At 70.7% G+C, this 22,508-nt stretch carries 22 protein-coding genes; 9 read left to right on the forward strand and 13 right to left on the reverse strand.

Features of this window, described 5'->3' with window-relative positions; translation table 11 throughout:
- Window positions 1-21: 21 nt before the first annotated feature.
- The 3 genes from AB0F91_RS27385 to AB0F91_RS27395 are packed head-to-tail and all read right to left on the reverse strand — an operon-like array spanning window position 22 to window position 2,836.
- The gene (locus AB0F91_RS27385; protein WP_360601854.1) at window positions 22-1,215 is read right to left on the reverse strand and encodes a kynureninase; all 1,194 of its coding nucleotides are present in this window, start codon (window positions 1,213-1,215) and stop codon (window positions 22-24) included.
- Window positions 1,212-2,003, reverse strand: a complete 792-nt coding sequence (locus AB0F91_RS27390) for a tryptophan 2,3-dioxygenase family protein (protein ID WP_360601856.1) — start codon at window positions 2,001-2,003, stop codon at window positions 1,212-1,214. Before AB0F91_RS27390 ends, AB0F91_RS27385 begins: the two co-directional genes overlap by 4 nt.
- Window positions 2,000-2,836, reverse strand: a complete 837-nt coding sequence (locus AB0F91_RS27395) for a PaaX family transcriptional regulator C-terminal domain-containing protein (RefSeq protein WP_360601858.1) — start codon at window positions 2,834-2,836, stop codon at window positions 2,000-2,002. The genes AB0F91_RS27390 and AB0F91_RS27395 overlap by 4 nt, the downstream gene beginning before the upstream one ends.
- Before the next feature lie 68 nt (window positions 2,837-2,904).
- On the opposite strand from AB0F91_RS27395, the gene AB0F91_RS27400 reads away from it, so the two are divergent.
- Together AB0F91_RS27400 and AB0F91_RS27405 are read left to right on the forward strand one after the other, a co-directional pair.
- Entirely contained in the window at window positions 2,905-3,597 is a 693-nt protein-coding gene (locus tag AB0F91_RS27400; RefSeq protein WP_360601860.1) for an SDR family oxidoreductase, read from the forward strand.
- Window positions 3,594-4,421, forward strand: coding sequence for an enoyl-CoA hydratase family protein (locus tag AB0F91_RS27405; protein ID WP_360601862.1), 828 nt, complete (start codon window positions 3,594-3,596; stop codon window positions 4,419-4,421). The genes AB0F91_RS27400 and AB0F91_RS27405 overlap by 4 nt, the downstream gene beginning before the upstream one ends.
- Window positions 4,422-4,485: 64 nt before the next feature.
- On the opposite strand, the gene AB0F91_RS27410 is transcribed toward AB0F91_RS27405, so the two are convergent.
- Genes AB0F91_RS27410 through AB0F91_RS27425 form a run of 4 tightly spaced genes read right to left on the reverse strand, consistent with a single transcriptional unit; the run spans window position 4,486 to window position 7,638 of the window.
- Window positions 4,486-5,238 carry a fumarylacetoacetate hydrolase family protein gene (locus AB0F91_RS27410; RefSeq protein ID WP_360601864.1) on the reverse strand — a complete coding sequence of 251 codons (753 nt, stop codon included), beginning with the start codon at window positions 5,236-5,238 and terminating at the stop codon, window positions 4,486-4,488.
- Between the two features lie 41 nt (window positions 5,239-5,279).
- Window positions 5,280-6,197 carry an SMP-30/gluconolactonase/LRE family protein gene (locus AB0F91_RS27415; RefSeq protein ID WP_360601866.1) on the reverse strand — a complete coding sequence of 306 codons (918 nt, stop codon included), beginning with the start codon at window positions 6,195-6,197 and terminating at the stop codon, window positions 5,280-5,282.
- A gap of 10 nt (window positions 6,198-6,207) precedes the next feature.
- Complete coding sequence (locus tag AB0F91_RS27420; RefSeq protein WP_360601868.1) at window positions 6,208-6,864, reverse strand: histidine phosphatase family protein; 657 nt, start codon at window positions 6,862-6,864, stop codon at window positions 6,208-6,210.
- Between the two features lie 21 nt (window positions 6,865-6,885).
- On the reverse strand, window positions 6,886-7,638 hold the full coding sequence (locus AB0F91_RS27425; protein ID WP_360601870.1) for an SDR family oxidoreductase: 753 nt from the start codon (window positions 7,636-7,638) through the stop codon (window positions 6,886-6,888).
- 372 nt (window positions 7,639-8,010) lie between these two features.
- Between AB0F91_RS27425 and AB0F91_RS27430 the strand changes: the two genes are divergently transcribed.
- Window positions 8,011-8,934, forward strand: coding sequence for a hypothetical protein (locus AB0F91_RS27430; RefSeq protein ID WP_360601872.1), 924 nt, complete (start codon window positions 8,011-8,013; stop codon window positions 8,932-8,934).
- A 6-nt stretch (window positions 8,935-8,940) separates the two neighbouring features.
- On the opposite strand, the gene AB0F91_RS27435 is transcribed toward AB0F91_RS27430, so the two are convergent.
- Window positions 8,941-9,333: a hypothetical protein gene (locus AB0F91_RS27435; protein ID WP_360601874.1), complete on the reverse strand. Its 393-nt coding sequence runs from the start codon at window positions 9,331-9,333 to the stop codon at window positions 8,941-8,943.
- Between the two features lie 101 nt (window positions 9,334-9,434).
- Window positions 9,435-11,072, reverse strand: a complete 1,638-nt coding sequence (locus tag AB0F91_RS27440) for an acyl-CoA synthetase (RefSeq protein WP_360601876.1) — start codon at window positions 11,070-11,072, stop codon at window positions 9,435-9,437.
- 153 nt (window positions 11,073-11,225) lie between these two features.
- On the opposite strand from AB0F91_RS27440, the gene AB0F91_RS27445 reads away from it, so the two are divergent.
- The 3 genes from AB0F91_RS27445 (at window position 11,226) to AB0F91_RS27455 (ending at window position 13,904) form a co-directional block, all read left to right on the forward strand.
- A complete protein-coding gene (locus tag AB0F91_RS27445) occupies window positions 11,226-12,917 on the forward strand; it encodes a bifunctional 3'-5' exonuclease/DNA polymerase (protein WP_360602078.1) in 1,692 nt (563 codons plus the stop codon).
- 17 nt (window positions 12,918-12,934) lie between these two features.
- Complete coding sequence (locus tag AB0F91_RS27450; protein ID WP_360601878.1) at window positions 12,935-13,402, forward strand: hypothetical protein; 468 nt, start codon at window positions 12,935-12,937, stop codon at window positions 13,400-13,402.
- A 70-nt stretch (window positions 13,403-13,472) separates the two neighbouring features.
- On the forward strand, window positions 13,473-13,904 hold the full coding sequence (locus tag AB0F91_RS27455) for a hypothetical protein (protein ID WP_360601880.1): 432 nt from the start codon (window positions 13,473-13,475) through the stop codon (window positions 13,902-13,904).
- 3 nt (window positions 13,905-13,907) lie between these two features.
- Here the strand turns inward: AB0F91_RS27455 and AB0F91_RS27460 are convergent, their stop codons facing one another.
- Entirely contained in the window at window positions 13,908-14,990 is a 1,083-nt protein-coding gene (locus tag AB0F91_RS27460; RefSeq protein WP_360601882.1) for an aldo/keto reductase, read from the reverse strand.
- A gap of 151 nt (window positions 14,991-15,141) precedes the next feature.
- Here AB0F91_RS27460 and AB0F91_RS27465 point away from each other — a divergent pair, with 151 nt between their 5' ends.
- Together AB0F91_RS27465 and AB0F91_RS27470 are read left to right on the forward strand one after the other, a co-directional pair.
- Window positions 15,142-16,017, forward strand: coding sequence for an AraC family transcriptional regulator (locus AB0F91_RS27465; RefSeq protein WP_360601884.1), 876 nt, complete (start codon window positions 15,142-15,144; stop codon window positions 16,015-16,017).
- Window positions 16,018-16,124: 107 nt separating this feature from the next.
- On the forward strand, window positions 16,125-16,379 hold the full coding sequence (locus AB0F91_RS27470; protein WP_360601886.1) for a hypothetical protein: 255 nt from the start codon (window positions 16,125-16,127) through the stop codon (window positions 16,377-16,379).
- Between the two features lie 9 nt (window positions 16,380-16,388).
- Here AB0F91_RS27470 and hrpA read toward each other — a convergent pair whose 3' ends face one another.
- The 3 genes from hrpA to AB0F91_RS27485 all read right to left on the reverse strand — a co-directional run bounded on the left by hrpA (window position 16,389) and on the right by AB0F91_RS27485 (window position 21,870).
- The gene (gene hrpA / locus AB0F91_RS27475) at window positions 16,389-20,270 is read right to left on the reverse strand and encodes an ATP-dependent RNA helicase HrpA (RefSeq protein ID WP_360601888.1); all 3,882 of its coding nucleotides are present in this window, start codon (window positions 20,268-20,270) and stop codon (window positions 16,389-16,391) included.
- Window positions 20,271-20,332: 62 nt separating this feature from the next.
- Window positions 20,333-21,514 carry a cation:proton antiporter gene (locus AB0F91_RS27480; protein ID WP_360601890.1) on the reverse strand — a complete coding sequence of 394 codons (1,182 nt, stop codon included), beginning with the start codon at window positions 21,512-21,514 and terminating at the stop codon, window positions 20,333-20,335.
- A 44-nt stretch (window positions 21,515-21,558) separates the two neighbouring features.
- Complete coding sequence (locus AB0F91_RS27485; protein WP_360601892.1) at window positions 21,559-21,870, reverse strand: hypothetical protein; 312 nt, start codon at window positions 21,868-21,870, stop codon at window positions 21,559-21,561.
- A gap of 87 nt (window positions 21,871-21,957) precedes the next feature.
- Between AB0F91_RS27485 and AB0F91_RS27490 the strand changes: the two genes are divergently transcribed.
- Window positions 21,958-22,506, forward strand: coding sequence for a DUF4262 domain-containing protein (locus tag AB0F91_RS27490; RefSeq protein ID WP_360601894.1), 549 nt, complete (start codon window positions 21,958-21,960; stop codon window positions 22,504-22,506).
- Window positions 22,507-22,508 lie beyond the last annotated feature (2 nt).

A 22,508-nucleotide genomic window follows, 5' to 3' on the forward strand; every position in this document is an offset into this window, starting at 1 on the left:
CGACCACCGCAGGTCGTCCCCTCAGCCGGCGACGACCTTGCCGAGCGCCGCCATCGCCGCTTCCAGCTGTGCGTCCGACAGGTAGGGAGCGGGGCCGAACCGCAGGTAGGAGCCCCGGCTGTCGGTGCGGACGCCGTGCTCGGCCAACGCGCTGCGCAGCTCGCCGGCCGACGGGCTGCGCAGCGACAGGAACCCGCCGACCATGCCGAGCGGCGTCTCGCGGTCCCTCGACACCACGTCGGCGGGCAGGCCGAGATCGTCGAAGCACCGCGCCAGCAGGCCGACCTGGTGCTGTGACACTGTGCGCAGGAACTCCGGCGTCAGGCCGTGCTCGGCGAAGAACCGCTGCACGCGCACACCGCGGTAGTGGCTCGACGGGTCGTAGGTCGCACCGGCGAAGCGGTCTCCGCCGGTGGCGTAGGCGACGCGGTCCGGGCGCTGCCGGTCGGCGAGCGCGCCGAATTCCGCGTACCAGCCGGTGACGACCGGCCGCAGCTCCTGCGCGTGGGCGGGCAGGCGCAGGAAACAGTTGCCCTCGCCGAGCTGGAGGTACTTGTAGCCACCGCCGACCACCCAAGCGCATGCGAGCCCCAGGTCGTGCAGCGAGAACGGCACCACCCCCAGCGCGTGGTAGGCGTCCACGACCAGCTCGACGTTGCCGGCGTGGCAGACGTCGGCCAGGTGCGCGAGCCCGGGCACGAGCCGCGAGGTCTCGAACAGCACGGCGGACACGAGCACGGCCGCGGTATCGCCGTCGACCTGCGCGGCCACGCGTTCGGCCAGCGTCGGCACGGGGTCCACAGGCACCCGCACGACCTCGACGCCTTCCTCCTCCAGCCGCGTGAGCTGCCGGCGCAGGGTGTGGAACTCGCCGTCGGTGGTGACCAGGCGCGGCCGCGAACGCAGCTCGATCGCCGAGAGGAACCGGATCACGAGGTCGTGGGTATTGGCGCCCAGCGCGTACTCGCCGTGCGGGTCGGACAGCAGCGCGCGGAAGCCGGCGCGCAGCTCGTCGGCCTTGGCGAACGCGGCTTCCCATTTCTCGTCGACGTCGCGGGCGGCGTCGGCGAACGCCTCCAGCAGACCTTCCTCGGCGACGTCGGGCCAGGCCTGGTGCGAGTGCGCCGACAGCAGCAGCCGGTCGGCCACGCGGAAGCGCGAGTAGTGCGGCGCTAGCGCGTTGTCGTCCGCGCGCAGGGAGTCGAGCGTCGTCACAGCTTGCTCCGCACGGCCCACAGGTCCGGGAACATCGGCTGGAAGAGGGTGGCCCGCAGGTACGTCGCGCCCGACGACCCGCCCGTCCCGGTCTTGTCGCCGATGGTCCGCTCGACCATCTTCACGTGCCGGTAGCGCCACTCCTGCATCCCTTCGTCGAGGTCGACGAGGCACTCCGCGACCACCGAGGGGCCGCCGTCGTCCTGATAGACCTTCAGCAGTACCGCCTGCAGTTCCGCCGACGGTGCCACCGGCCGGGTGACGTCTCGCTCGCAGTCCACGGCATAACCGCTGTTCGCGAGGTACTTGAGGAACGAGTCGAAGACCGACGGCCGGGCCATCGCGGCGGCGATCCGCGCGCGCTGCTCGCCGCCTTCCGGGTAGTGCGCGAACACGCGCTCGTCGCGGCGGCCGAGCACCGCCTCCAGCTCGCGGAACTGCGCCGACTGGAAGCCGCTGGACGCGTCGAGGCGCGCGCGGAAGCTCGCGAACTGGCTGGGCGTCATCGTCTCCAGAACGTCGATCTGCGCAACCACGACCTTGAGCACCGTGAGGATGCGCCGCAGTGTGCGGATCGCGTGCGCGGTGTTGCCGGCTTCGAGGTTTACCTGCAGGAACTCCGCCTCGTGCAGGATCTGTTTGAACCACAGCTCGTACACCTGGTGGATCACGATGAACAGCAGCTCGTCGTGCTCATCGGAACGCGGGCGCTGGGCTCCGAGCACCTCGTCGAGCGCGAGGTACGACGTGTAGCTCAGCGCGGCCTGCGTGTCGTCGGCCTGGGTCATGGGTTCCTCACCTCGTCGAAATCACTGGTCCGCACGGCACGATCGAAGTGCCGTTGCGCCGCGGGCGCGAGCGCGGCGTACAGGTCGTGGAAGAGCTCGACGGCCGCCTCGCGCCGGCCGGGCGCGGGGATCAGTTCGCCGGGCAGCTCGGGGTCGAGCGACGGGAACACGCGGAATTCGTGGACCAGTCTCGTGCGCACCGTAAACGCTTGCGCGTCGGGCAGATCGTGCGGGCTGCCACCGAACTCGGTCACGAAGGCGTCGTACCGCGCGGACAGCTCGTCGAGGTCCCAGGCCCGCCCGGCGAACCGGCGGACGTCCAGCGCTTCCGAAGGCGTGCCCAGCATCAGGCCGGCGTGCTCGGTCACGCCGAGCTCGGCGAGCAGGCCGAGCACCTCGGCCTCGCGGTCGTGGGGTGCGATCCACGTGCCATCCTGCACCGGGCCGAAGCCGAGGAACCGCAGGCGCCGCACGAGCGTCTCGCGCGCCTGGCGACGGGTCTCGGGGATGTTCTGCCACAGCACCGTCCACGGACCGGTGGGCCGGTCGCGGCGGCCGAGGCTGAAGATGCGCCGGTCGCCGTCGGCCAGGACCGCGACGGTGCGGCTCGTGAGCGAGTAGTGCACCAGCCTACCTTCGCGGTGGCGCGTCAGCAGGTCGCGGTTGACCAGCCGGGTGAGCGCGATGCGAGCGGCGCCGTCGGAGAACCCCAGCTCGGTGAGCAGCGACACGAGACCACCCGACCACACACGCCGGCTCTCGCGCGGGCGCACGTAGCTGCCGAGGAGGGTGATCACCAGCTCCTGCGGTCCGGTGGGCGATGGTTCGGGCACAGCTCGACTCTATACACCCCAGTCCGCTGCGGTGTAGCTTTCGGACGAGCACGTTGTCAGGAGGCTGGATGAAACGGCTGGTGGTCGTCACCGGCGGCACTCGCGGTATCGGCGCGGCGATCGCCGAACACTTCATCGCGGCGGGTGACACGGTGCACGCGCCGGGAAGACGTGAGTGCGACGTGACCGACGAGCAGGCCGTGCGCTCGTACTTCGCCGAACTGGGCCCCGTCGACGTGCTCGTGAACAACGCCGGCATCTCCTCGAGCGCCCCCACCGCGAAGACGTCGCTGGAGGACTGGCGGAGCCAGTTCGAGGTGAACGCGACCGGCGCGTTCCTGTGCACCCGAGAGGTGCTGCCGGGGATGCGCTCACGCGACCGCGGCCGCATCGTCACGGTGGCTTCGACGGCCGGGCACGTCGGTTACCGCTACACCGCGGGCTACACAGCCTCGAAGCACGCCGCGGTGGGGCTGATGCGTGCGGTCGCCGCGGAGATCACCGGGACCGGGGTGACGGCCAACGCGGTGTGCCCGGCTTTCGTGCGCACGGACATGACGGCCGACTCGGTCGCCCGCATCCGTGAACGCACCGGCCGCGGCGAAGCCGACGCCGAGGCGGCCCTGGCGGCCGCGTCGCCGTTGGGGCGGCTGCTCGAACCCTCGGAGGTCGCGTTCGCGGTGGCGTTCTTCGCCGCCGAGGAAGCGGCCGCGATCAACGGACAGACCCTCGTACTCGATGGTGGAGGAATTCAGAAATGAGCCCGTTCCGTGCGACTGCCCCGATCACGAAGTCGTGGGACCACTTCGAGTTCACCGTGGACGACGGCGTGGCCACGCTGACGTTCAACCGGCCGGAGAAGCTCAATGCGCTGACGTTCGACGTGTATGCGGATTTGCGGGATCTGGTCACGGAGCTGCCGCATCGCGGGGACGTGAAAGTGCTCGTGATCACCGGCCAGGGGCGCGGCTTCTGCTCGGGCGGCGACGTCGAGGAGATCATCGGCGAGCTCCAGAAGATGGAGACCGCCGAGCTGCTCGAGTTCACGCGCATGACCGGCGCGGTGGTGAAGGCGTTGCGAGAGACACCCATTCCGGTCATCGCCGCCGTCAACGGCGTGGCGGCCGGGGCCGGGTCGGTCATCGCGTTGGCCTCGGACTTCCGTGTGCTGGCGAAGTCGGCGAAGTTCGCGTTCCTCTTCACGAAGGTCGGGCTGGCCGGCGCGGACATGGGCTCGGCTTACCTGCTGCCGCGGCTGGTGGGGCTCGGCCGGGCCACCGAGCTGCTGATGCTGGGCGACAAGCTGGAGTCGGCCCGGGCCGAGGCGATCGGGCTGGCGACGTCGGTTGTGGAGGACGCCGACCTGGCGTCGACCGCGGCCGCGCTGGCGCGCCGGCTCGCCGACGGGCCGGCGTTGGCGTACTCGACCACGAAGGTCCTGCTCACCCGGGAGCTGGACATGGACCTGGGGTCGTCGATCGAGCTCGAGGCGATGACGCAGGCGTTGCTGATGACGGCTCACGACCACAAGGAGTTCTACGCCGCCTGGTCCGCGGGGCGTAGTCCACAGTGGACCGGGCGGTAACCCCGCACGACAGCACGATGCCCCGGCACGCGGTGTGCCGGGGCTCGGTTCGTCTCAGTGGCGGCTACTCCGTCGCCAGCGTCAGGCTGCCCAGACCCGACACCTCGGCACACAGGGTGTCCCCGCCCGTGAACGGCGTCGGCGCGCACAACGTGCCCGTCAGGACCACGACCCCCGCCGGAAGCGACTCGCCCGTCTCCGCCAGGTGGTTCGCGAGCCACGCCACCGCGGCCGCCGGGTTGCCGTTCATCACCGCCGCGGCGGAGCCGGGGACGACCTTGTCCCCGATCTTGAGCGTGCACTCGAGGCCGGAAAGGTCTCGCGGCAACGCGACCTGGGGGCCGAGGCAGGCGTAGGCGGCGTTGGTGTTGTCGGCGGCGAGCATGGCCAACGTCGTCGGCCCGCCGGACCAGCGGGAGTCGACGATTTCGAAGGCGGGGGCGATCGCGGCGGTCGCGGCGAGGACGTCCTCGGCGGTGGCGGCGGGACCGGAGAGCGACTGGCCGAGTATGAAGGCGATTTCGACCTCGGCGCGAGGAGCGAACATGCCGGCTGTCGGCAAGGCCTGGCCCGCGTCCAGCACGGTGGAAGCCAGGACGTAGCCGAAGGCGGGTTCGGTGGCACCGTAGGTGGCGCGGGCCGGCTCGGACGTGAGGCCGACTTTGTAGCCCGCCAGGCGGTCGCCGGCGGCCAGAGCCAGGTCGCGGGTCGCTCGGGAGACGCGGTAGGCGTCCGCGAGATCGGCCACGGGTGCGGGGGCGACGGCGGGGCCGCCGTGGGTCGCCTTGGTCAAGCGCCGGGCCAGGTCGTCCGCCACCGTGTGCTCCTCGAGGGTCCGGGATGGGTCCCGACATCTGATCACACCTCGGTGTGCGCGATGGCGTGCCCCTCCAGCGAACCGAACCAGAGGCGGCCGGCGTGTTCGCGGACGCCGACGAGCATCTGGAAGCCCGGGACTTCGCCCCACAGTTCGTGCTCCACCGCGCCGTCGGCGGCGATGCCCAGCACTCCCACGTGGCGTTTCGGGGCGGGCTGCAGGGCATCCGGCAGCGCACGGACCGCGGCACGCAGGGGCTCGGGCAGTTTGCGGACGACGTCCAGGGCAGGGACGCGGACGGAGGCCTGCGTGACCCAGATCAAGCCGTCGCTGCCGGTGGCGATGTTGTCGGGGAAACCGGGCAGATCCGCGACGAAGGTGTCGCGCTGGCCCTGGCGCGTGCCGTGGAGCCAGAAGCGCGTGACGCGGAACTCGCCGGTTTCGGCGACGGCCACGAAGGACTCGTCCGGGGGCAGGGCGACGCCGTTGGCGAACTGGAGGCCATCGGCGATCAGATCGATGGTGCCGTCCGGGGCGCGGCGCAGGAGGCGCCCGCCGGCGGTCTGCTCGATGAGATCGTCGCGCCAGCGGTCGATGCCGAAGCGGCGCGAGGAGTCGGTGAAGAAGATCGTGCCGTCGGTGGCGACGGCGGCGTTGTTGCAGAACACGAGGTCGAGGCCGGCGGCGGAGGTCGCGAGGGTGCGCACCGCTCCCCCGGCCAGCGGCATCGTGAGCAGGCCGGCGCGGGCGTCGCAGATGAGCAGGTCGTCGCCGTAGAGCTCCAGGCCCAGCGGGCGGCCGCCGGTGTCGCCGAGGACGTCGATGCGGCGGCCGTCGGGGGCCACGCGCAGGACCCGGCCGTCGTCGACGCCGGTGTAGACCCGGCCCTCGGCGTCGACCACCACGTCTTCGGGTGCGTGCCCGTTGACCGGGACCACCGTGACGTCACCGAAGTCCATCACGAACCTCCTACCGGTAGGTGAGCAGCTGCGCCGCCTCCGCTTCGAAGTGCGGGTGTTCGTTGAACGTCAACAGGTTCACGCCGCCGCGGCCCGAGGTGAGCTTGGTGATGCCGGTGTTCACGGTGACGCGGTTGAACTTCAGCAGGCCGACCTCGGGCACGCCCAGCACCGCGCCCGCGATCGTGCCGATCACACCGCCGGAGGTGAACACGAGCGCGTGCTCCCCCTTGCCGAGCGACTCGACGAGGTCGGTCAGGGCCGCGGTGCAGCGGTCGAGGAACGCCGGCCACGTCTCGGCGCACGGCCCGTCGGCGCCCGCCGCGACCCACGCGCCGAGGGCGGCGTCGAGCAGGCCCTGGTACTCGCGCGAATCCTCCTGCGGGGCACCGTCGGCGTGGTGGCGCGAAATGTCCACGTGGTCGTATTCGTTCCACCGCGGGTCCTCGACCACGGCCACGTCCGAACCGAGCGTCTTCAGCGCCGTCGCCGCCGTGTCGCGCTGGCGGGCGAGCGAGCCGGAGCGCACCTGCGCGAATTCGACGCCGCGGCGCGCGAGCTCATGACCGACCACAGTGGACTGTTCGAAGCCGCGCTCGGACAGCGCGTCGTAGTCGGCCGCGCCGAACGAGGCCTGACCGTGGCGGACGAGGTAGATCGCACCCAACGCATTCGCTCCTTCGGCTCGTCAGGAGAACTTGGCCAGCAGCCCGGCGGGCAGCACGCGCATGACCACGCTCAGCGGTACCCACGGCCACGAAGGAACGTACGCCATTTTCGGCTCCGCCTCGACCGCCTTGGCCAGTGCGCGGGCACCCGCCTCGGCGCCGGTCAGCAGCGGCGTGCTGCCGCTGCGCGCGGACATCTCGGACGCGATGTAACCGGGGCGGATCTCGGTGACGCTGATGTCGGTGCGGCGCAGCTCGACCCGCGTGCCCGCCACGAACGCGGAAATCCCGGCCTTCGAAGCGGCGTACGCGGTGAGATTCTTCGGCAGGCCCCGGATCGCGCTGAACGAGGAGACCACGGCGAGGTGCCCTTCGCGCTGCTCACGGAAGATGCCCACGGCGGCCTCGATCTGCGCGGCCGCGGCGACGAAGTTGGTCTCGAGCGTCTGGCGGTTGGCGTCGAAGCGGCCCTTCCCCACGGGCTGGCCCTTGCCGAGCCCGGCGTTCACGATTACGCGGTCCAGCGAGCCGAGCTCGCCGCGGAACTCCTCGAAGACGGTGAACACGCGGTCGTGGTCGTTCACGTCGAGCGGGCGGGTGACGACCGTGATCCCGGGGAAGGCGGCCTTGAGCTCGGCCGCAAGCGCGTCGAGGCGGTCGGTGCGCCGCGCGCAGAGGGCGAGGTTGCGGCCGCGCGCCGCGAACTGGCGCGCCATGCCCTCGCCGAGCCCCGAGCTGGCGCCGGTGATCAGGATGTTCTTCCGCAGGACCATGGGCCGGATCCTACCGGTTGGTAACCACCGTGCCGCGGCCCTTGACCGGTGGCCCGGCGCTGGGGGCATCGCCGGGCCACCGGTACCGGGTACGGCCGCCGGCCGTGCACGGGGCGCGGACCGCGGGCCGGGGGCCGAAGCAGCTGCTCCGCGACCGGGATCGCCGGCGCGGGGCTCGCTGGCCATACAAACGCGACCCCGCAGGTCAGGGCAATGGTTCACAGTTGCCAGTACTAGCCCGTTCGCCCCAGCGGTGACGCGGAGTGCCTGGTCGGCTGCTGATACGGTCTGACGTGTCGGTTCGGACACTGTGGGTTTTCGGACACGGGTTTTCACCACGAACCGGTGCGATGCGAGACCACGGGCGGAAGCATGGCTGGTGCAACTGCGGACGAGTCCGGGGCCGACGGCGCCCGGACCGCGTTCGCGAGCGCGCTGCGCGCGGCGATCACCGCCAGCGGCCTGTCGCTCGACCGGATCCAGGCGCGGTTGCGCGCCCGAGGCGCGGCCGTCAGCGTCACGGCGCTGAGCTACTGGCAGTCGGGCAAACGCCAGCCCGAACGCGCGGGGTCGCTGTCCGCGGTGCGCGTGCTGGAGGAGATCCTCGACGTCCCGGCCGGCTCGTTGCTCGGCCTGCTTCCGCCGCCCCGCCCGCGCGGGGCGACTCGCCGCGACCGCGTCGGCGAGGAACCGCTGACGTTCACCCGCGAAACGCTGCAACCGCTGCTGGACCGGGTCGGCGCGCCGAACATGCTCGACCAGCAGCAGCACCTCAAGCTCGTCGGCCTGCACGACCGCTGCGAGATCGCCGCGGACGGCGGCCAGCAGGCCGTCACGTCCCGCGCCGTCTTCCAGGCCGGCGCGGACGGTCTCGACCGCTGGCTGCTCGTGTACGCCCAGGACGACGCCGCTTCCGTGCCGCAGGTCCACGCCGTGCGCAACTGCCGCGTCGGCCGCTTCGAGGCGGATTCCTCGCACGGGATCCTGGTGGCGGAGCTGCTCTTCGACCGTCCGCTGGACCGCGGCGAGACGCACCTGATCGAGTACTCGCTGACCAACTCGGGCCCGCCCTACCCGCAATGCCGCGCCACGCACTACCGCGAGTTCCGCCGCCCCGTGCGCGAATACCTGCTGGAAATCCGCTTCGCCCCGGAAGCCGAACCCGTCCGCTGCTGGCAGTACACCCGCGGCGGCTCGGCCCCGACGCGCCGCCGCCTGCGTCTGGACTCGGCGGGCGGGGTGCACGCCGTGGCGCTGGACTTCGGGCCGGGGATCTTCGGCATCGGGTGGGAGTGACTCAGCTCAGACGACGCCGATCAGCTCCTCCTCGGCCTTCCCGCCCACGAACAGCCACGAGCGGAGTTCGATCTTCTTCCGGTCGCGCACCGACCCGTATCGCTGATGTACGTCCTCGTCGAGGCGCACCGCCAGGTCGACCTTCGACGGAGTCATGTCACCGGACCCGTAACAACGGAACACACGCCTCGCCGCTCGATTCCCCGGTACACGCCAAGGGAGAACCCCAGCGTCGAGCTCCCGCACCACCGGGGGGTTCGCGGCGTTGGCGATCGGGGTGAAGCGGCCGGCCGGATCCGGCCGGCCGGTGAGGATCCCGCAGGCCACCACCGGGTGCTGCGGACGAGCGCGTGCGGCCGGCTGCAGCACCGCGTACTGGCTCAGGGTCAGCACGGTCACCCTCGATGGTCGGCGTTGTCGATCCGCCCGAAGTCTGACGGGTGAGGTCGCCGCCGGCCGCGAATGTCCGGTTCGGCAGCTTCCGGACCCGCGGCGCCGAGTCAGCTCAGCTTGGCGCGCAACACCTTCCCGGTCGCGTTGCGCGGCAGCTCGTCCAGGAACTCCACATCCCGCGGCACCTTGTAGCGGGCGAGGTTCGACTTCACGTAGTCGCGCACCCCCTCGGCGTCCAGCGTGGAGTTCTCGCTGCGCACCACGAACGCCTTGAGCCGCTGGCCGAACTGCTCGTCCTCGACGCCGATCACGGCGGCCTCGATCACATCGTCCCGTTCCACCAGGAGGTTCTCCACCTCGACCGGGAACACGTTTTCGCCGCCGGAGACGATCATCTCGTCGTCGCGGCCGTCGATGAACAGGAGGCCGTCTTCGTCGAAGTGGCCGACGTCCCCGCTGGAGAGGAGGCCGTCGATGATCTCCTTGTGGCGGCCGTCGGTGTAACCGCCGAAGCTGAGTCCACTGCCGACGAAGACGCGGCCCGTCACATTCGGCTCGGAGATCTGCTTGCCGTGCTCGTCGTACAGCGCGACGCGGCAGCCTACGGGCGCGCGCCCGACGGTGCCCGGCGCCTTGCGCCAGTCTTCCGGCGTGGCAACGGTCGCGACGGCGACTTCCGTTGAGCCGTAAAGGTTGTGCACGACGTCGCCGAACTGCTCGTTGGCCCGGTTGCCCAGGTCCGGCGACAGCGCGGAGCCCGCGACGAAGATGATCCGCAGGCACGATGTGTCGTACTTGTTCCGCACCGAAGCCGGCAGGTCGACGATGCGCTGCAGCATCGTCGGCACCAGCACGAGCGTGGTGCAGCGGTGCTCGGCGACGCCTTTGAGCGTCTGCTCCGGGTCGAACTTGCGCCGCATCACCACCTTGCAGCCCAGCGCAAAGCTCAGGATGAACTGCGAAAGCCCGGTGCCGTGGAACAGCGGCGCGCCCATGTAGGTGGCTTCGCCCGCGCGCAGCGGGATGCGGTCGAGGAACTGCGCGGACGCCAGCGGTGACGTGTGCGGCCGAGGCGCGCCCTTCGGCGTGCCGGTCGTGCCGCTCGTGAGCAGCACGAACCCGCCGGGCCTGGCGGGCGCGGGCAGTGGGCGGTCGTCGGTGCTGGCGATGATCTCGTCGAGCACCGGCACGGAGTGATCGCCCGGCTCGTCGACCCACGCGAGGTAGCGCTCGACGTCGCCGGGGATCGCGTCGAGCAGGCCGGTGAACTCCTGGTCGTAGACGAGGGCGGTGACGCGTTCGCGCTGCGCGACGTCGGCCAGCTGCGGCTTGGCGAAGCCGGTGTTCATCAGCAGCAGGCGTGCGCCGAGCTTGCCGGCGGCGGCCATCGTGAGCACCAGGCCGCGGTGGTCGCGGCACAGCGCGGCGATCACGGTGCCCTCGCCGAGCCCGCGCTCGGACCAGGCCCTGGCCAGCGCGTTGGACCGGTCGTCGAGCTGCTTGAACGTGAGCGGGCCGAACTCGTCGACGATCCCGACGGCCGCGGGGTCGCGGCGCGCGGCGATGTGGTTGGCGCCGGCGAACGGGCCGTACTTCCGGATGGCGACGACCGAGCGCACGCCCTCGTCGAGCCGCGGGAACGGGACGAGCCCCGCGCGGCGCATCACGTCGATGCTGCGCACGGTCTCGGCGACCTTGTCCGTGACCTGGCTGGCGAGGCCGAACACCCCGGCCGGGTTCCTCATCCGGGCACCTCCGTCGCTGCTTCGGGGAAAGCCGCCCGTACCGCCGGTATGGGTGGCTACTCGACAGTAGACCAAGCCGGGCGCGCGTGCACCAGACCGCGGCGGACGAGTTCGGTGACCGGAATTGTCGGTGCCTGCGAGCACAATGACGGCGTGCAGGTGATCACCGGCCAGGAGGAGGACTCCGGCTACACGATCTCGACCCCGGAGCGGACCTCCCGCGGGCTGTCGCAGGCCGAGTGGGCGGCCGAGGTGCGGCGGCTCGAGGAGGCCGAGGCGCCGCGCTGGGTGCTGCCCTCGGTCGACGCGCTGTACCCGAAGCTCATCGACGCGGGCGTGCGGCTGGGGCGCTGTCACGACCTGGGCCTCGCGGAGGGCCTGCTGCTCGCGTACGAGGGGCGGGAGAGCGAGTCGCGCAGCCTGCGCGCGGCGTGGGCGCGGGCGCAGGGCGAGGAACCGCCGGACGACGGACCCGCGTTCGGCGAAGCGGCGCAGCCCACTCTGTTCTCGCCGCGCGGACCGGGACTGCCCGAAGGTGTCACGGTCGCCGACGCGGCTCGACGCGTGCTGGCCGAGCAGGAGCAACGCGTGGCTGCCGTCGCTTCGCCAGGTCGGATGCGCCTGCTGCTGGCGGCGGAGTCCGCGAGCGCGCTGGCCGCCGCGGAGATGTCGGCGGCCGGGTTGCCGTGGCGAGCGGACCTGCACCGAGCGCTCCTGGAGTCCCGGCTCGGCCCGCGTGTGCCGTCCGGGCAGCGGCCGAAAGCGCTGGTCGCGCTGGCCGCGCAGATCACCGAAGCGTTCGGCGGGCGGCCAGTGAACCCCGACTCGTCCCCGAGCGTCATCCGCGCTCTGGCCCGAGAGGGCATCGAGGTGCCGGCGGCGCGGAAGTACCTGCTGCGCGACATCGACCACCCGGCCGTCGCGCCGTTGCTGGAGTACAAGGAACTCTCGCGCCTGCACTCGGCCAACGGCTGGGCCTGGCTCGACGAATGGGTCACCGACGGGCGCTTCCGCCCCCACTACGTCGTCGGCGGCGTGGTCTCCGGCCGCTGGGCCACCCGCGGCGGCGGGGCGCTGCAGATCCCGAAGGTGCTGCGCACGTGCGTCCGCGCGGATCCCGGCTGGAAACTCGTCGTCGCCGACGCCGCGCAATTGGAACCACGAGTGCTGACGGCACTGTCGGGCGACCACCGGCTGGCCGACGTCTCGGCGGCCACGGACCTGTACGCCCGGCTGGGCGAGGCTCTCTTTTCGGGCGGCCGCTACGTTCCCCCGCCGTCCGGTTCCTCGGACGACCGCTCCCGCGCGAAAATCGCCATGCTGTCCGCCATGTACGGCGGCACCTCCGGCGAAGCCGGCCCGCTGCTTGCGTTGCTCCGCCAGCGCTTCCCCGACGCCGTGTCCTATGTGGAACAGGCCGCGGCCGCCGGCGAGCGCGGCGAACGCGTGCGGTCCCGGTTGGGCCGCACCTCCCCCGCCCCGTCCGCCGCGTGGCGTGCCCTCACCGGCGGCCTCGCCGACGACGAAGCCACGGAAACCCGCGCCCGCCGCGCCTCCCGCGGCTGGGGTCGCTTCACCCGCAACTTCGTCGTGCAAGCCAGCGCGGCCGACCTGACGGCCGTCCTCCTCGCCACCCTCCGCGGCCGCCTCCCGGCCCCCGCCCACCTCGTCTTCTTCCAGCACGACGAGGTGATCGTCCACACGCCGGCCGAGCTGGCGCCCACCGTGGCGGCCCTCATCGAGTCCACCGTGACGGAGTCGGCACAACTGTTGTTCGGCGAGGCGTGCCCGGTCCACTTCCCGATGCAGACCGCGGCGGTGGACACGTACGCGGACGCGAAATAACCCCAAGGAGATTCGTCATGGGAGCCTCAGACTGGCACTACCGCGCGCCTTATGTTGGCAGCGTCAAAGCAACACACAGGTTCGTCCAGGCGCAACTCCTGTCCACCGGTGACTACCTCTGGCCGTGGGAGAGCTTCGATCCCGAGTACGTTGCGCCCGTGCCCCGACCCAGATCGCTGCCCGACCTCGAAGCCGCCAAGGACTCCGAAAACTTTTGGGACGCCGGCACCCACACCATCCTCGACACCCACCAGATCTCCGAAGCCGACAGCGTGGGCACCATCCGCCCGTTGAACCCCACCGAACTCACCGAGGTATTCGGCACCCACCAACCATCGGCGGCCGACTTCGATCGCGTCTTTCGGCCCGGCCCCTCCGGCCCCCTCGCCGACCTGATGGGCGAGCGCTGGACCGGCCGAAGCCTGGTGCTGTACCACAACGGCAGCCCCAGCGAAGTCTTCTTCTGGGGCTTCTCCGGCGACTGACCTCCGCCGGCTCCTCAGCCCACAGGGCGCTCCGCTTTTCCGTCGGGTCACCCTGTGGTTGAGTTCTCTCATGCTCTACAGCTACTTCACGGCGAATTCGGACGAAAAAGCCGTAACATCCCTCGAGGCGCCCGAAGGCCCGGCCGCGTTGTTCCCCACGGCCTCCTTCAAGGGCGTCGACCCCTACCTGCAGGTGCCCCGGGCCGAAGCGTTCCTGACGGGGATCGGCGAGGAGGCGGCCGCCGACAACCTGCGGGCGATGAAGCTGCTCGCGGAAGTCGGCGAGGGCGACGTCGTGGTCATCACGCTGACCGACGAGTTCCGCGACGCGATCGCGGCCACCGACGAAGCGCGCCGCCGGGAGCTGGCGGAGTTCTGGTCCCGCGCCGAGGAGCTCGAGGCCGGCGCCGACGACATGCTGCCCGTCGTGGACGAGCTCGCTGCTCTCGCGAAGCAGGCGAAGCCCACAGGTGGCCGTCTCTACTGCTACATCGCCACCTAAGGGTCAGTAGCGCACCGAGTTCTGCAGCAGCGGCGGGTAGACCCCGTGCTCCTGCCCGTTCACGGTGGCGCCCGCGTAGCGCAGCATCGGGGCCATGCCGCGGTTCAGCTGGGCCGGGAAGTTCAGCTGCGGTGCGGATACCTCGTCCAGCGCGGCCACCTGCTCCGCGCTCAGCTTCAGCGCCAACGCCGCCAGATTCTCCGTCAGGTGCTCCACGCGCCGCGGCCCGATCAACGTCGAGGTAATCCCCGGCCGCCCCCGCACCCAAGCCAGCGCCACCGCCGCCGGGCTCACGCCCAACTCCTTCGCGATCCCCACCACCACATCGATCACCCGGAACTGCTCCTCCGTCGGCCCCACGCCGAACGCCGCCCCGCGCCGGGTGTCCGCAGCCGCCCCGTCGCGGGTGTACTTGCCGGACAGGAACCCACTCTTCAACGGGCTCCACGGCAGCATCGCCATCCCCGCGTCCTCCGCCAGCGGCAGCAGCTCACCCTCGATCGTCCGCTCCAGCAGCGAATACTCCATCTGCAGCCCGGCCACCGGTGCCCACCCGCGGAACTCCGCGATCGTCTGCGCCTTGGCCGCGAACCATGCCGGCGTGTCGGAGAATCCGACGTACCGGATCTTGCCGGCGCCGACCAGGTCATCGAGCGTGCGCAGCGTCTCCTCGACGGGCGTGCGCCGGTCGTGGTTGTGCAAGTAGTAGAGGTCGATGTAGTCCGTGCCGAGACGCCGCAGCGAATCGTCCAGCTGGTGCAGGATCGCCTTCCGGCCGGCGCCACCCCCGTTGGGGTCGCCCGGGTGCAGGTTGACGAAGAACTTCGTCGCCAGCACCACCCGGTCGCGCAGCCCCGGCGTCGCGGCGAGGAAATCGCCGACGATCTTCTCCGAGTGGGTGTTCGTGTAGAAGTTGGCGGTGTCGATGAAGTTGCCGCCGCGGTCGAGGTAGATCTGCAGGATCCTCTCGGACTCTTCGACGCTGCAGCCGGTGCCGGTGTCCTCGCCGAAGTTCATGGCGCCGAGGCAGAACGGGCTCACGACGAGGCTGGAGCGGCCGAGGTGGACGTAGGAATCAAGGCTCACGGGAATTCTCCTGGCTCTGCACGGGACTTCGATGCCGTTCAATGACAGCAGCAGCACGCCCGCCACCGTGAGCCAGAAAGTCGTAGCCTCTTGCCTGATCCTGTCACGCTCGCCAGTTGTCCCGCCGGGCGCGCCGTGGTCGAATCGAAACGTGTCCCTCTCCGAGCTGCGCACGCTGATCACCCGCCATGCCGGCCGCACCGACCTGCCGGGCGGCCTGATGCTGTCGTGCGAGCGCGCGCCGACCGACCCGGCGGCCTCGCTGACGGGCCCGGTGCTCGCCGTCGTCGCGCAGGGCCGCAAACGCATCGGCACGGGCGAGCGCACCTTCGAGTACGGCGCCGGTCAGTACCTCGTGGTCACCGTCGACATGCCCGTGACCGGGCACTTCGTGGAGGCCAGCCCCACGGAACCGTTCCTGGGCGCCGGGCTGGTCCTCAAGCCGGAAGCCGTCGCCGCCCTCCTGCTCGAAACGGGCGCCACGAGCTCGGCCCCGGCCGGCCCGTCGGCCATCACCGTGAGCGACGCGCCCGCCGAGCTGCTCGACGCGTTCGGCCGCCTGCTGCGGCTCACCGACCACCCGGCCGACCGCCGCGTGCTCGCGCCGCTCATCGAGAAGGAGATCCTCTGGCGCCTCGTCACCGGCGACCAGGGCGCGACCATCCGCCAGATCGGCCTCGCCGACAGCAGCCTGTCGCACGTCGGACGCGCCATCCGCTGGATCCGCGATCACCACGCGGAGTCCCTGCGCATCGCCGACCTCGCGCGTCTCGCCGCCATGAGCGAGTCGTCCTTCCACCGCCACTTCCGCGCCGTGACGGCAATGACGCCCATCCAGTACCAGAAGCACATCCGGCTCCAGGAGGCCCGCCTGCTCCTCCTCTCCCGGACCGACGACGACGTCGCGTCCATCGGCTACGCCGTGGGCTACGACAGCGCATCGCAGTTCAGCCGCGAATACCGCCGCCAGTTCGGCGTCCCGCCGGGCCAGGACTCGACCCGGCTGCGGGCGGGAATCGCGAACTGACCCTCACTGCCCAGACACCACACGGCGCAACGCGGAGGAGTCCCTTCGGGGCAACAAAGCTCGCACAGCGTGCAGTTCACACTTCGCCAACAGCGGCGAATTCCCTCGTGGGCAGCTATCGGGCGAAGGACGAAGATCAGGCTCCGATGTGGTGCTGCGCTCCGACGAGGGCGGGCCAGTTTTGCCGCAACAACGCCAACGGCATCCTGCTCGGCTGGCACCTGCGACAGCACAAGTTCGAGAAGCTCAAGTTCGCCGTGCGACAGCGAGCATGGAGCAAGGCCGCCGCAGCGGTTTTCAAGAGTGTCGGCGGTCAGGCCGCAAACTTTTCGGCCTTCGCCGGAATGGTGTCGCGACCGTGACGCTGGCCGTCAAGTGGCCGCCAGGGCATCGTCGAGGGCTTTCGTGATGCGTTTCAGCGATACCGGATACGCCGTCCCCAGCGTCTGTGCGAAGAACGAAACCCGCAGTTCCTCGATCATCCACCGCACCTCCGCCAGCGCGGGTGACGACGTCCCCACGGGCAGCGAAGCCAGAGCCGTGCGGTACTCCTCCGTGATCCACGCGATGTCGGCAGTCCGCTGGAGGTCGCGAGTGGGCTCCGTGGGCAGCTTCTCCAGCCGACGCGAGATCCCGCGCAGGTAGCGCTCGACATCGCGCAGCCGCGGAGCGCCGGTCTCCGTCACGAACCCCGCGTGGACCAGGCCGGCGAGCTGCGCGCGGATGTCGGCAAGAGACTCAGCGGGCCCCCGGGTGTCCGGCAGCAGTGTCTCGACGTCGATGGCCGCGCGCAGGATGCGCTCGACGTCCGTGAGCACCGCGAGCACCGCCGGGTTCAAGCCCGCACGAACGCGATCGAGCAGCACCGCGAAACCGGCCTCGTCCCAGACCGGGCCGCCGGCCGCGGTCATCAGGGAGTCGACCGCGCAGTCGACGCAGTCCTCCAAGAGGGCGGCGACGCTGCCGTGCGGGTTGCGGTTCAGCACGAGCTTGGAAGAGTTGGACAAAGAACGAGTGATGAACTTCATCGGCGAGTTCAGGTTCAGCCGCAGCATGCGCCGGGTGCCGGCCCACATCGCGTGCGTCTGCTGGGCCGGCGTGTCCAGCAGGCGGACGGCGACCGACGAGCCCTCGTCCACCAGAGCCGGGTACGCCTTGACGTCGTGGCCGCGCTGGGTCGAGGCGAAAACCTTGGGCAGGGAACCGAACGCCGGCTGCGTGAGCCCCGCCTTCTCGATGCTGTTGGCGGCCTTCGAAATCGTCTCGCGCACCTTCGGGGCGAGGCTGAGCTTCAACGCCTCCAGGTCCTTGCCCTCGGCCACCTTGCGGCCGCGGTCGTCGACCACGCGGAACGTCACCCGCAGGTGGTCCGGCACGGAAGACAGGTCGTACGCCGACAGCGGCACGTCGACCCGGCGCAGCGCGAACAATTCGTCGGACAGGACCTCGATCAACGGTCCATCCGAAGGCGACACTCGCGAAAGGACATACGCGGCTGTGTCGGGAGCCGGGACGAAGTTGCGCCGCAAGGCTTTCGGCAGCGATTTGATCAGCGCGGTCACCAGCTCGGCGCGCAGGCCGGGCACCTGCCAGTCGAAGCCGTCCGGCATCACCTGGTTCAGCACGGGCAGCGGGATGTGCACGGTCACGCCGTCGGCGTCCGCGCCGGGCTCGAACTGGTAGGTGAGCCCGAAGACCTGCGACCCCTGCGTCCACGAGTCGGGGTAGTCCGACTCGCGCACGCCGCCCGCGGTCTCGTTGATGAGCATGGACTTCTCGAACGACAGCAGGTCGGGGTCGGCGCGCCGAGCTTTCTTCCACCAGCTGTCGAAGTGGCGCACCGACACCACGTCGTCCGGTACGCGCTGGTCGTAGAACTCGAACAGTGTCTCGTCGTCCACGAGGATGTCACGGCGGCGGGCGCGGTTCTCCAGGTCCTCGACCTCGTCGAGCAGCGCGCGGTTCTCCGAGAAGAACCGGTGGTTCGTGTGCCAGTCGCCCTCCACCAGCGCGTGGCGGATGAACAGCTCGCGCGAGAGCTCCGGGTCGATGCGCCCGTAGTTCACGCGCCGGTCGGCGACGAGCGGCACGCCGTAGAGCGTCACCTTTTCCACCGCCATCACGGCGCCCTGCTTGCGCTCCCAGTGCGGCTCCGAATACGACCGCTTCACGACGTGCGCGGCCAGCGGCTCGACCCACTCCGGCTCGATGCGCGCGTTCACGCGCCCCCACAGCCGCGAGGTCTCCACCAGCTCCGCCGACATCACCCAGCGCGGCTGCTTCTTGAACAGCGCCGACCCCGGGAACACCGAGAACCGCGCCCCGCGCGCGCCGAGGTAGTCGCCCTTGGCCGGATCCTTGAGGCCGATGTGCGAGAGCAGCCCGGCGATCAGCGACGTGTGCACGTGCTGCGGGTCGGCCGGCGTGGTGTTCAGCGAGATGTCGAGGGGCTTGGCGAGCTGGCGCAGCTGGCTGAAGATGTCCTGCCACTCACGGATGCGCAGGTAGTTGAGGTACTCGGTGCGGCACAGCCGCCGGAACTGGTTGCCCGTCAACGCTTTCTGCTGCTCGCTCACGTACTCCCACAGGTTGAGGTACGCGAGGAAATCCGACGTCGGGTCGGCGAAGCGCGCGTGCAGCTGGTCGGCCGCCTGCTGCTTCTCCGCCGGACGCTCCCGCGGGTCCTGGATGGACAGTGCGGCGGCGATGATCATCACCTCGCGCACGCACCCGTTGCGCGCGGCCTCCAGCACCATGCGGCCCATCCGCGGGTCCACCGGCAGCTGCGCGAGCTTGCGGCCGATGTCCGTCAGCTTCGACGCGTCGTCCGCCTCGAACGCGCCGAGCTCCTGCAGCAGCTGTACACCGTCGGTGACCTGGCGGCGGTCCGGCGGCTCCACGAACGGGAACGCCGCCATGTCGCCGAGCCCGAGCGAGGTCATCTGCAGGATCACTGACGCGAGGTTCGTGCGCAGGATCTCCGGGTCGGTGAACTCCGGCCGCGACTCGAAGTCCTCCTCGGAGTACAGCCGGATGCAGGTGCCGTCGGACGTGCGGCCGCTGCGGCCCTTGCGCTGGTTGGCCGACGCCTGCGAGATCGCCTCGATGGGCAGCCGCTGCACCTTCGTGCGGTGGCTGTAGCGCGAGATGCGCGCGTTGCCCGGGTCCACCACGTACTTGATGCCCGGCACGGTCAGCGACGTCTCGGCGACGTTGGTCGCGAGCACGATCCGGCGCCCGCTGTGGCGCTGGAACACGCGGTGCTGGTCGGCCGACGACAGCCGCGCGTACAGCGGCAGCACCTCGGTGTTGCGCAGGTCGAGGCGGTTGAGCGCATCGGCCGTGTCGCGGATTTCGCGCTCGCCCGAGAGGAACACCAGCACGTCGCCGGGGCCCTCGGCGCTCAGCTCGGCAACGGCGTCGAGGATGCCCTGCGTCTGGTCGCGGTCGGGGTCGGCCTCCGGGTCGTCGGGGTCGGTGATCGGCCGGTAGCGGACCTCGACGGGGTAGGTGCGGCCGGAGACCTCGACGATCGGCGCGTTGTCGAAGTGCTTCGAGAAGCGCTCCGGGTCGATCGTGGCCGAGGTGATGATCACCTTGAGGTCGGGACGGCGCGGCAGCAGCTGCTTGACGTAGCCGAGGATGAAGTCGATGTTGAGGCTGCGCTCGTGGGCCTCGTCGATGATGAGGGTGTCGTACTGGCGCAGCATCCGGTCGGTCTGGATCTCGGCGAGCAGGATGCCGTCGGTCATCAGCTTCACGAGCGTGTCCTGGCCGGACTGGTCGGTGAAGCGGACCTTGTACCCGACGGCGTCGCCCAGCTCGGTCTTGAGCTCGCTCGCAATGCGGTCGGCAACCGTGCGCGCGGCCAGCCGCCTCGGCTGCGTGTGCCCGATCTGTCCGCGGATGCCGCGGCCGAGCTCGAGGCAGATCTTCGGCAGCTGCGTCGTCTTCCCCGAGCCGGTCTCGCCCGCGACGATCACCACCTGGTTCTCGGCGATCGCCTTGCCGATCTCGTCCTTGAGCTTGCTGACCGGCAGCTCTTCGGGGTATTCGATCTTGGGCACGCTCTCGCGCCGGCGCTGCACCCGCAGCTCGGCGGCGGTCACGTCGGCGGCGATGCGCTCGGCCACGGCTTGCTTGTCGCGCGACCGGCGCGCGCCGTCGAGCCGACGGCGCAAGCGGTGCTCGTCGCGCGACATCAGCTCGGGCAGCCGCGCGCGCAACGCCTCGAGGGGGGATTGAGTGGACATACTTGTTTCGAGGATAGCGGTGCGTGACGGGCCTGGCTCCTGAATATGCCCGGGGTCTCCCGTCACACCCGCTGCCGGGTCAGCCGAGCCGGCAACAGCCAGGTCAGCCGCTCCGAACGCACCACCGCGAGCGGCCCGATCACGGCCAGGAGCAGCACGTATCCGGCGACGAACGGGGCCACGCGCCCGTCGAGCCCGGCCGCCGCCGCGAGCGTCGCGAGGACCAGCGAGAACTCGCCCCGCGTGAGCACGGTCAACCCGATGTTCACCCCGGCCTGGCGGTCGAAGCCGTGCAGCCGGGCGGCGAACGCGCCGGCCGCGAGGTTGAGCACGAGCGTCAGCGTGACGGCTGCGAGCACGGGGACCACAACCGTCCCCACGGCGCGCGGGTCGATCGAGAGGCCGAAGATGAAGAAGAACAGCGCACCGAACGCGTCGCGCAGCGGCAGCACCAGCTTGTGCGCACGCGGCGCGACCTTCGAGCCGCCGAGCATCATGCCGACCATGAACGCGCCGATCGCGTCGGACACCCCCACCTCCTCGGCGACAGCCGCGCCCAGGACGGCGACGCCGACGAAGCACACGGTGAGCAGCTCGTCGTCGGCCGAGGCGAACAGCCGCGACACGAGCCGACCGCCCCAGCGCGCCAGCGCCGCGAGCACCAGGAGGAAGCCGAGCGCCATGCCGAAGACGGCGAGCGCCGCGCCGAAGCCGTCGGCACCGCTCAGCACGGGCTGCAGCAGGGCCAGGTACAGCGCCAGGAACAGGTCTTCGAGCACGATCACGCCCATGATCAGGCGTGATTCGTGGTTGGCGGTCTGGCGGGTTTCGAGCAGCAGCTTGGTCACGATGGCCGAGGACGAGATGCCGGTCGCCCCCGCGATCACCAGCGCTTCCCGCGTGCCCCAGCCCAGCGTGAACCCGAACGCGAGCCCGCCGCCGACGTTGAGCACCAGGTAGCCCAGCCCCGCCACGGCCAGGCGTCTGCCGCCGCGCGCGAGGTCGTCGAGCGAGAACTCGAGGCCGAGGTAGAACAGCAGGAAGACGAGACCGAGCCCGGCCAGCATGCCGAGCTCGGCGGGGTCGTCCACCAGCGACAACCCGGGCGTGTGCGGGCCGAACACGAAGCCGGCCAGCATGAACAACGGGATCGTCGGCAGCCCGATCCGCGTCCCGACGCGCGCGACGACCCCGGCGGCCAGGAACGCACCGCCGACGGCCAGCAAGGCATGACCGTTGGTCATGGGAAACCTCCAACAGCTGAGTACGGGTGAAGGGGGTGACGTACTCAGGGGGTGGGAGGTGCGCGGGCGGGTGCTTTCGGGCCGGACCGCTGCTCCGCGGTGGTGCTTTTGCCGGCGGTCGTGGTGCTCGTCGTCGCCGGCCGCTGTTTCTCCTGCTCGGGCGGCGTGGCCTCCGGGATCGGTTGCGCGGCAACGAAGTGCGACGACTGCTGGGCGACCAGCAGCGGCTTCGCGTCCTCGCGCGACGGGCCCGGGTGCACCGGCCCGGGCGCGGCGACGCCGAGGAGCAGCAATGCGACGAGCAGGACACTGAGGATGGACGGGTGCCGTGGCGCGGTGGCGGCGGCAGCGGTCATCGTGGCGCGAGTTTACCATCCCTTTAATGATCCGGGCGGTCCACAGTGGACGTTCGTGACACGCAGTGGCCGGATACCGTTCCCGTCGTGTCCACCGACTCCTGCAGATGCATGGTCTGCCTCGACTACGGCGACCGCGACCGCCTCGACTCCGTCGACGCCGGGCTGTTCGCCCACGTCGCCGACCCGGGCTGGGGCCTGCTCGCGATCCCCGACGACGAGGTCAGCTCGGGCTGGACGTTCACGATCGGGCTGTGGCACTCGTTCCGCGTGCCGGAGCTCGCCGTGTTCGGACTGGAGCCGGAGCCCGGGATGGGACTGCTCAACGTGGTCGGCGAGCAGGTGGCGGCGGGCCGGCGACCGGCCGCCGGTGACGAACTGGACGACGTCCTCGAGTCCGGCTGCCTGGCGCTGCGACCCGTCGACGAGGGCTGGTACGACGTGTTCTTCGGGACGGCACAACGCTTCTACCGCGCCACGCGCCCAGCCGTCCCGTTCCTGCAGGTGCTCTGGCCCGATCGCGAGGGCCGCTTCCCGGCGCAGGACGGGTTCGCGCCGGAACTCGCCCCGCGGCAGCCTCAGCTGTGGCTCGACCCGCACCGGCACCCGAAAGGGCCCTGGACCGCCGACCTCTGAGC

The organism is Amycolatopsis sp. NPDC023774, assembly GCF_040639695.1.
Taxonomy (GTDB): domain Bacteria; phylum Actinomycetota; class Actinomycetes; order Mycobacteriales; family Pseudonocardiaceae; genus Amycolatopsis.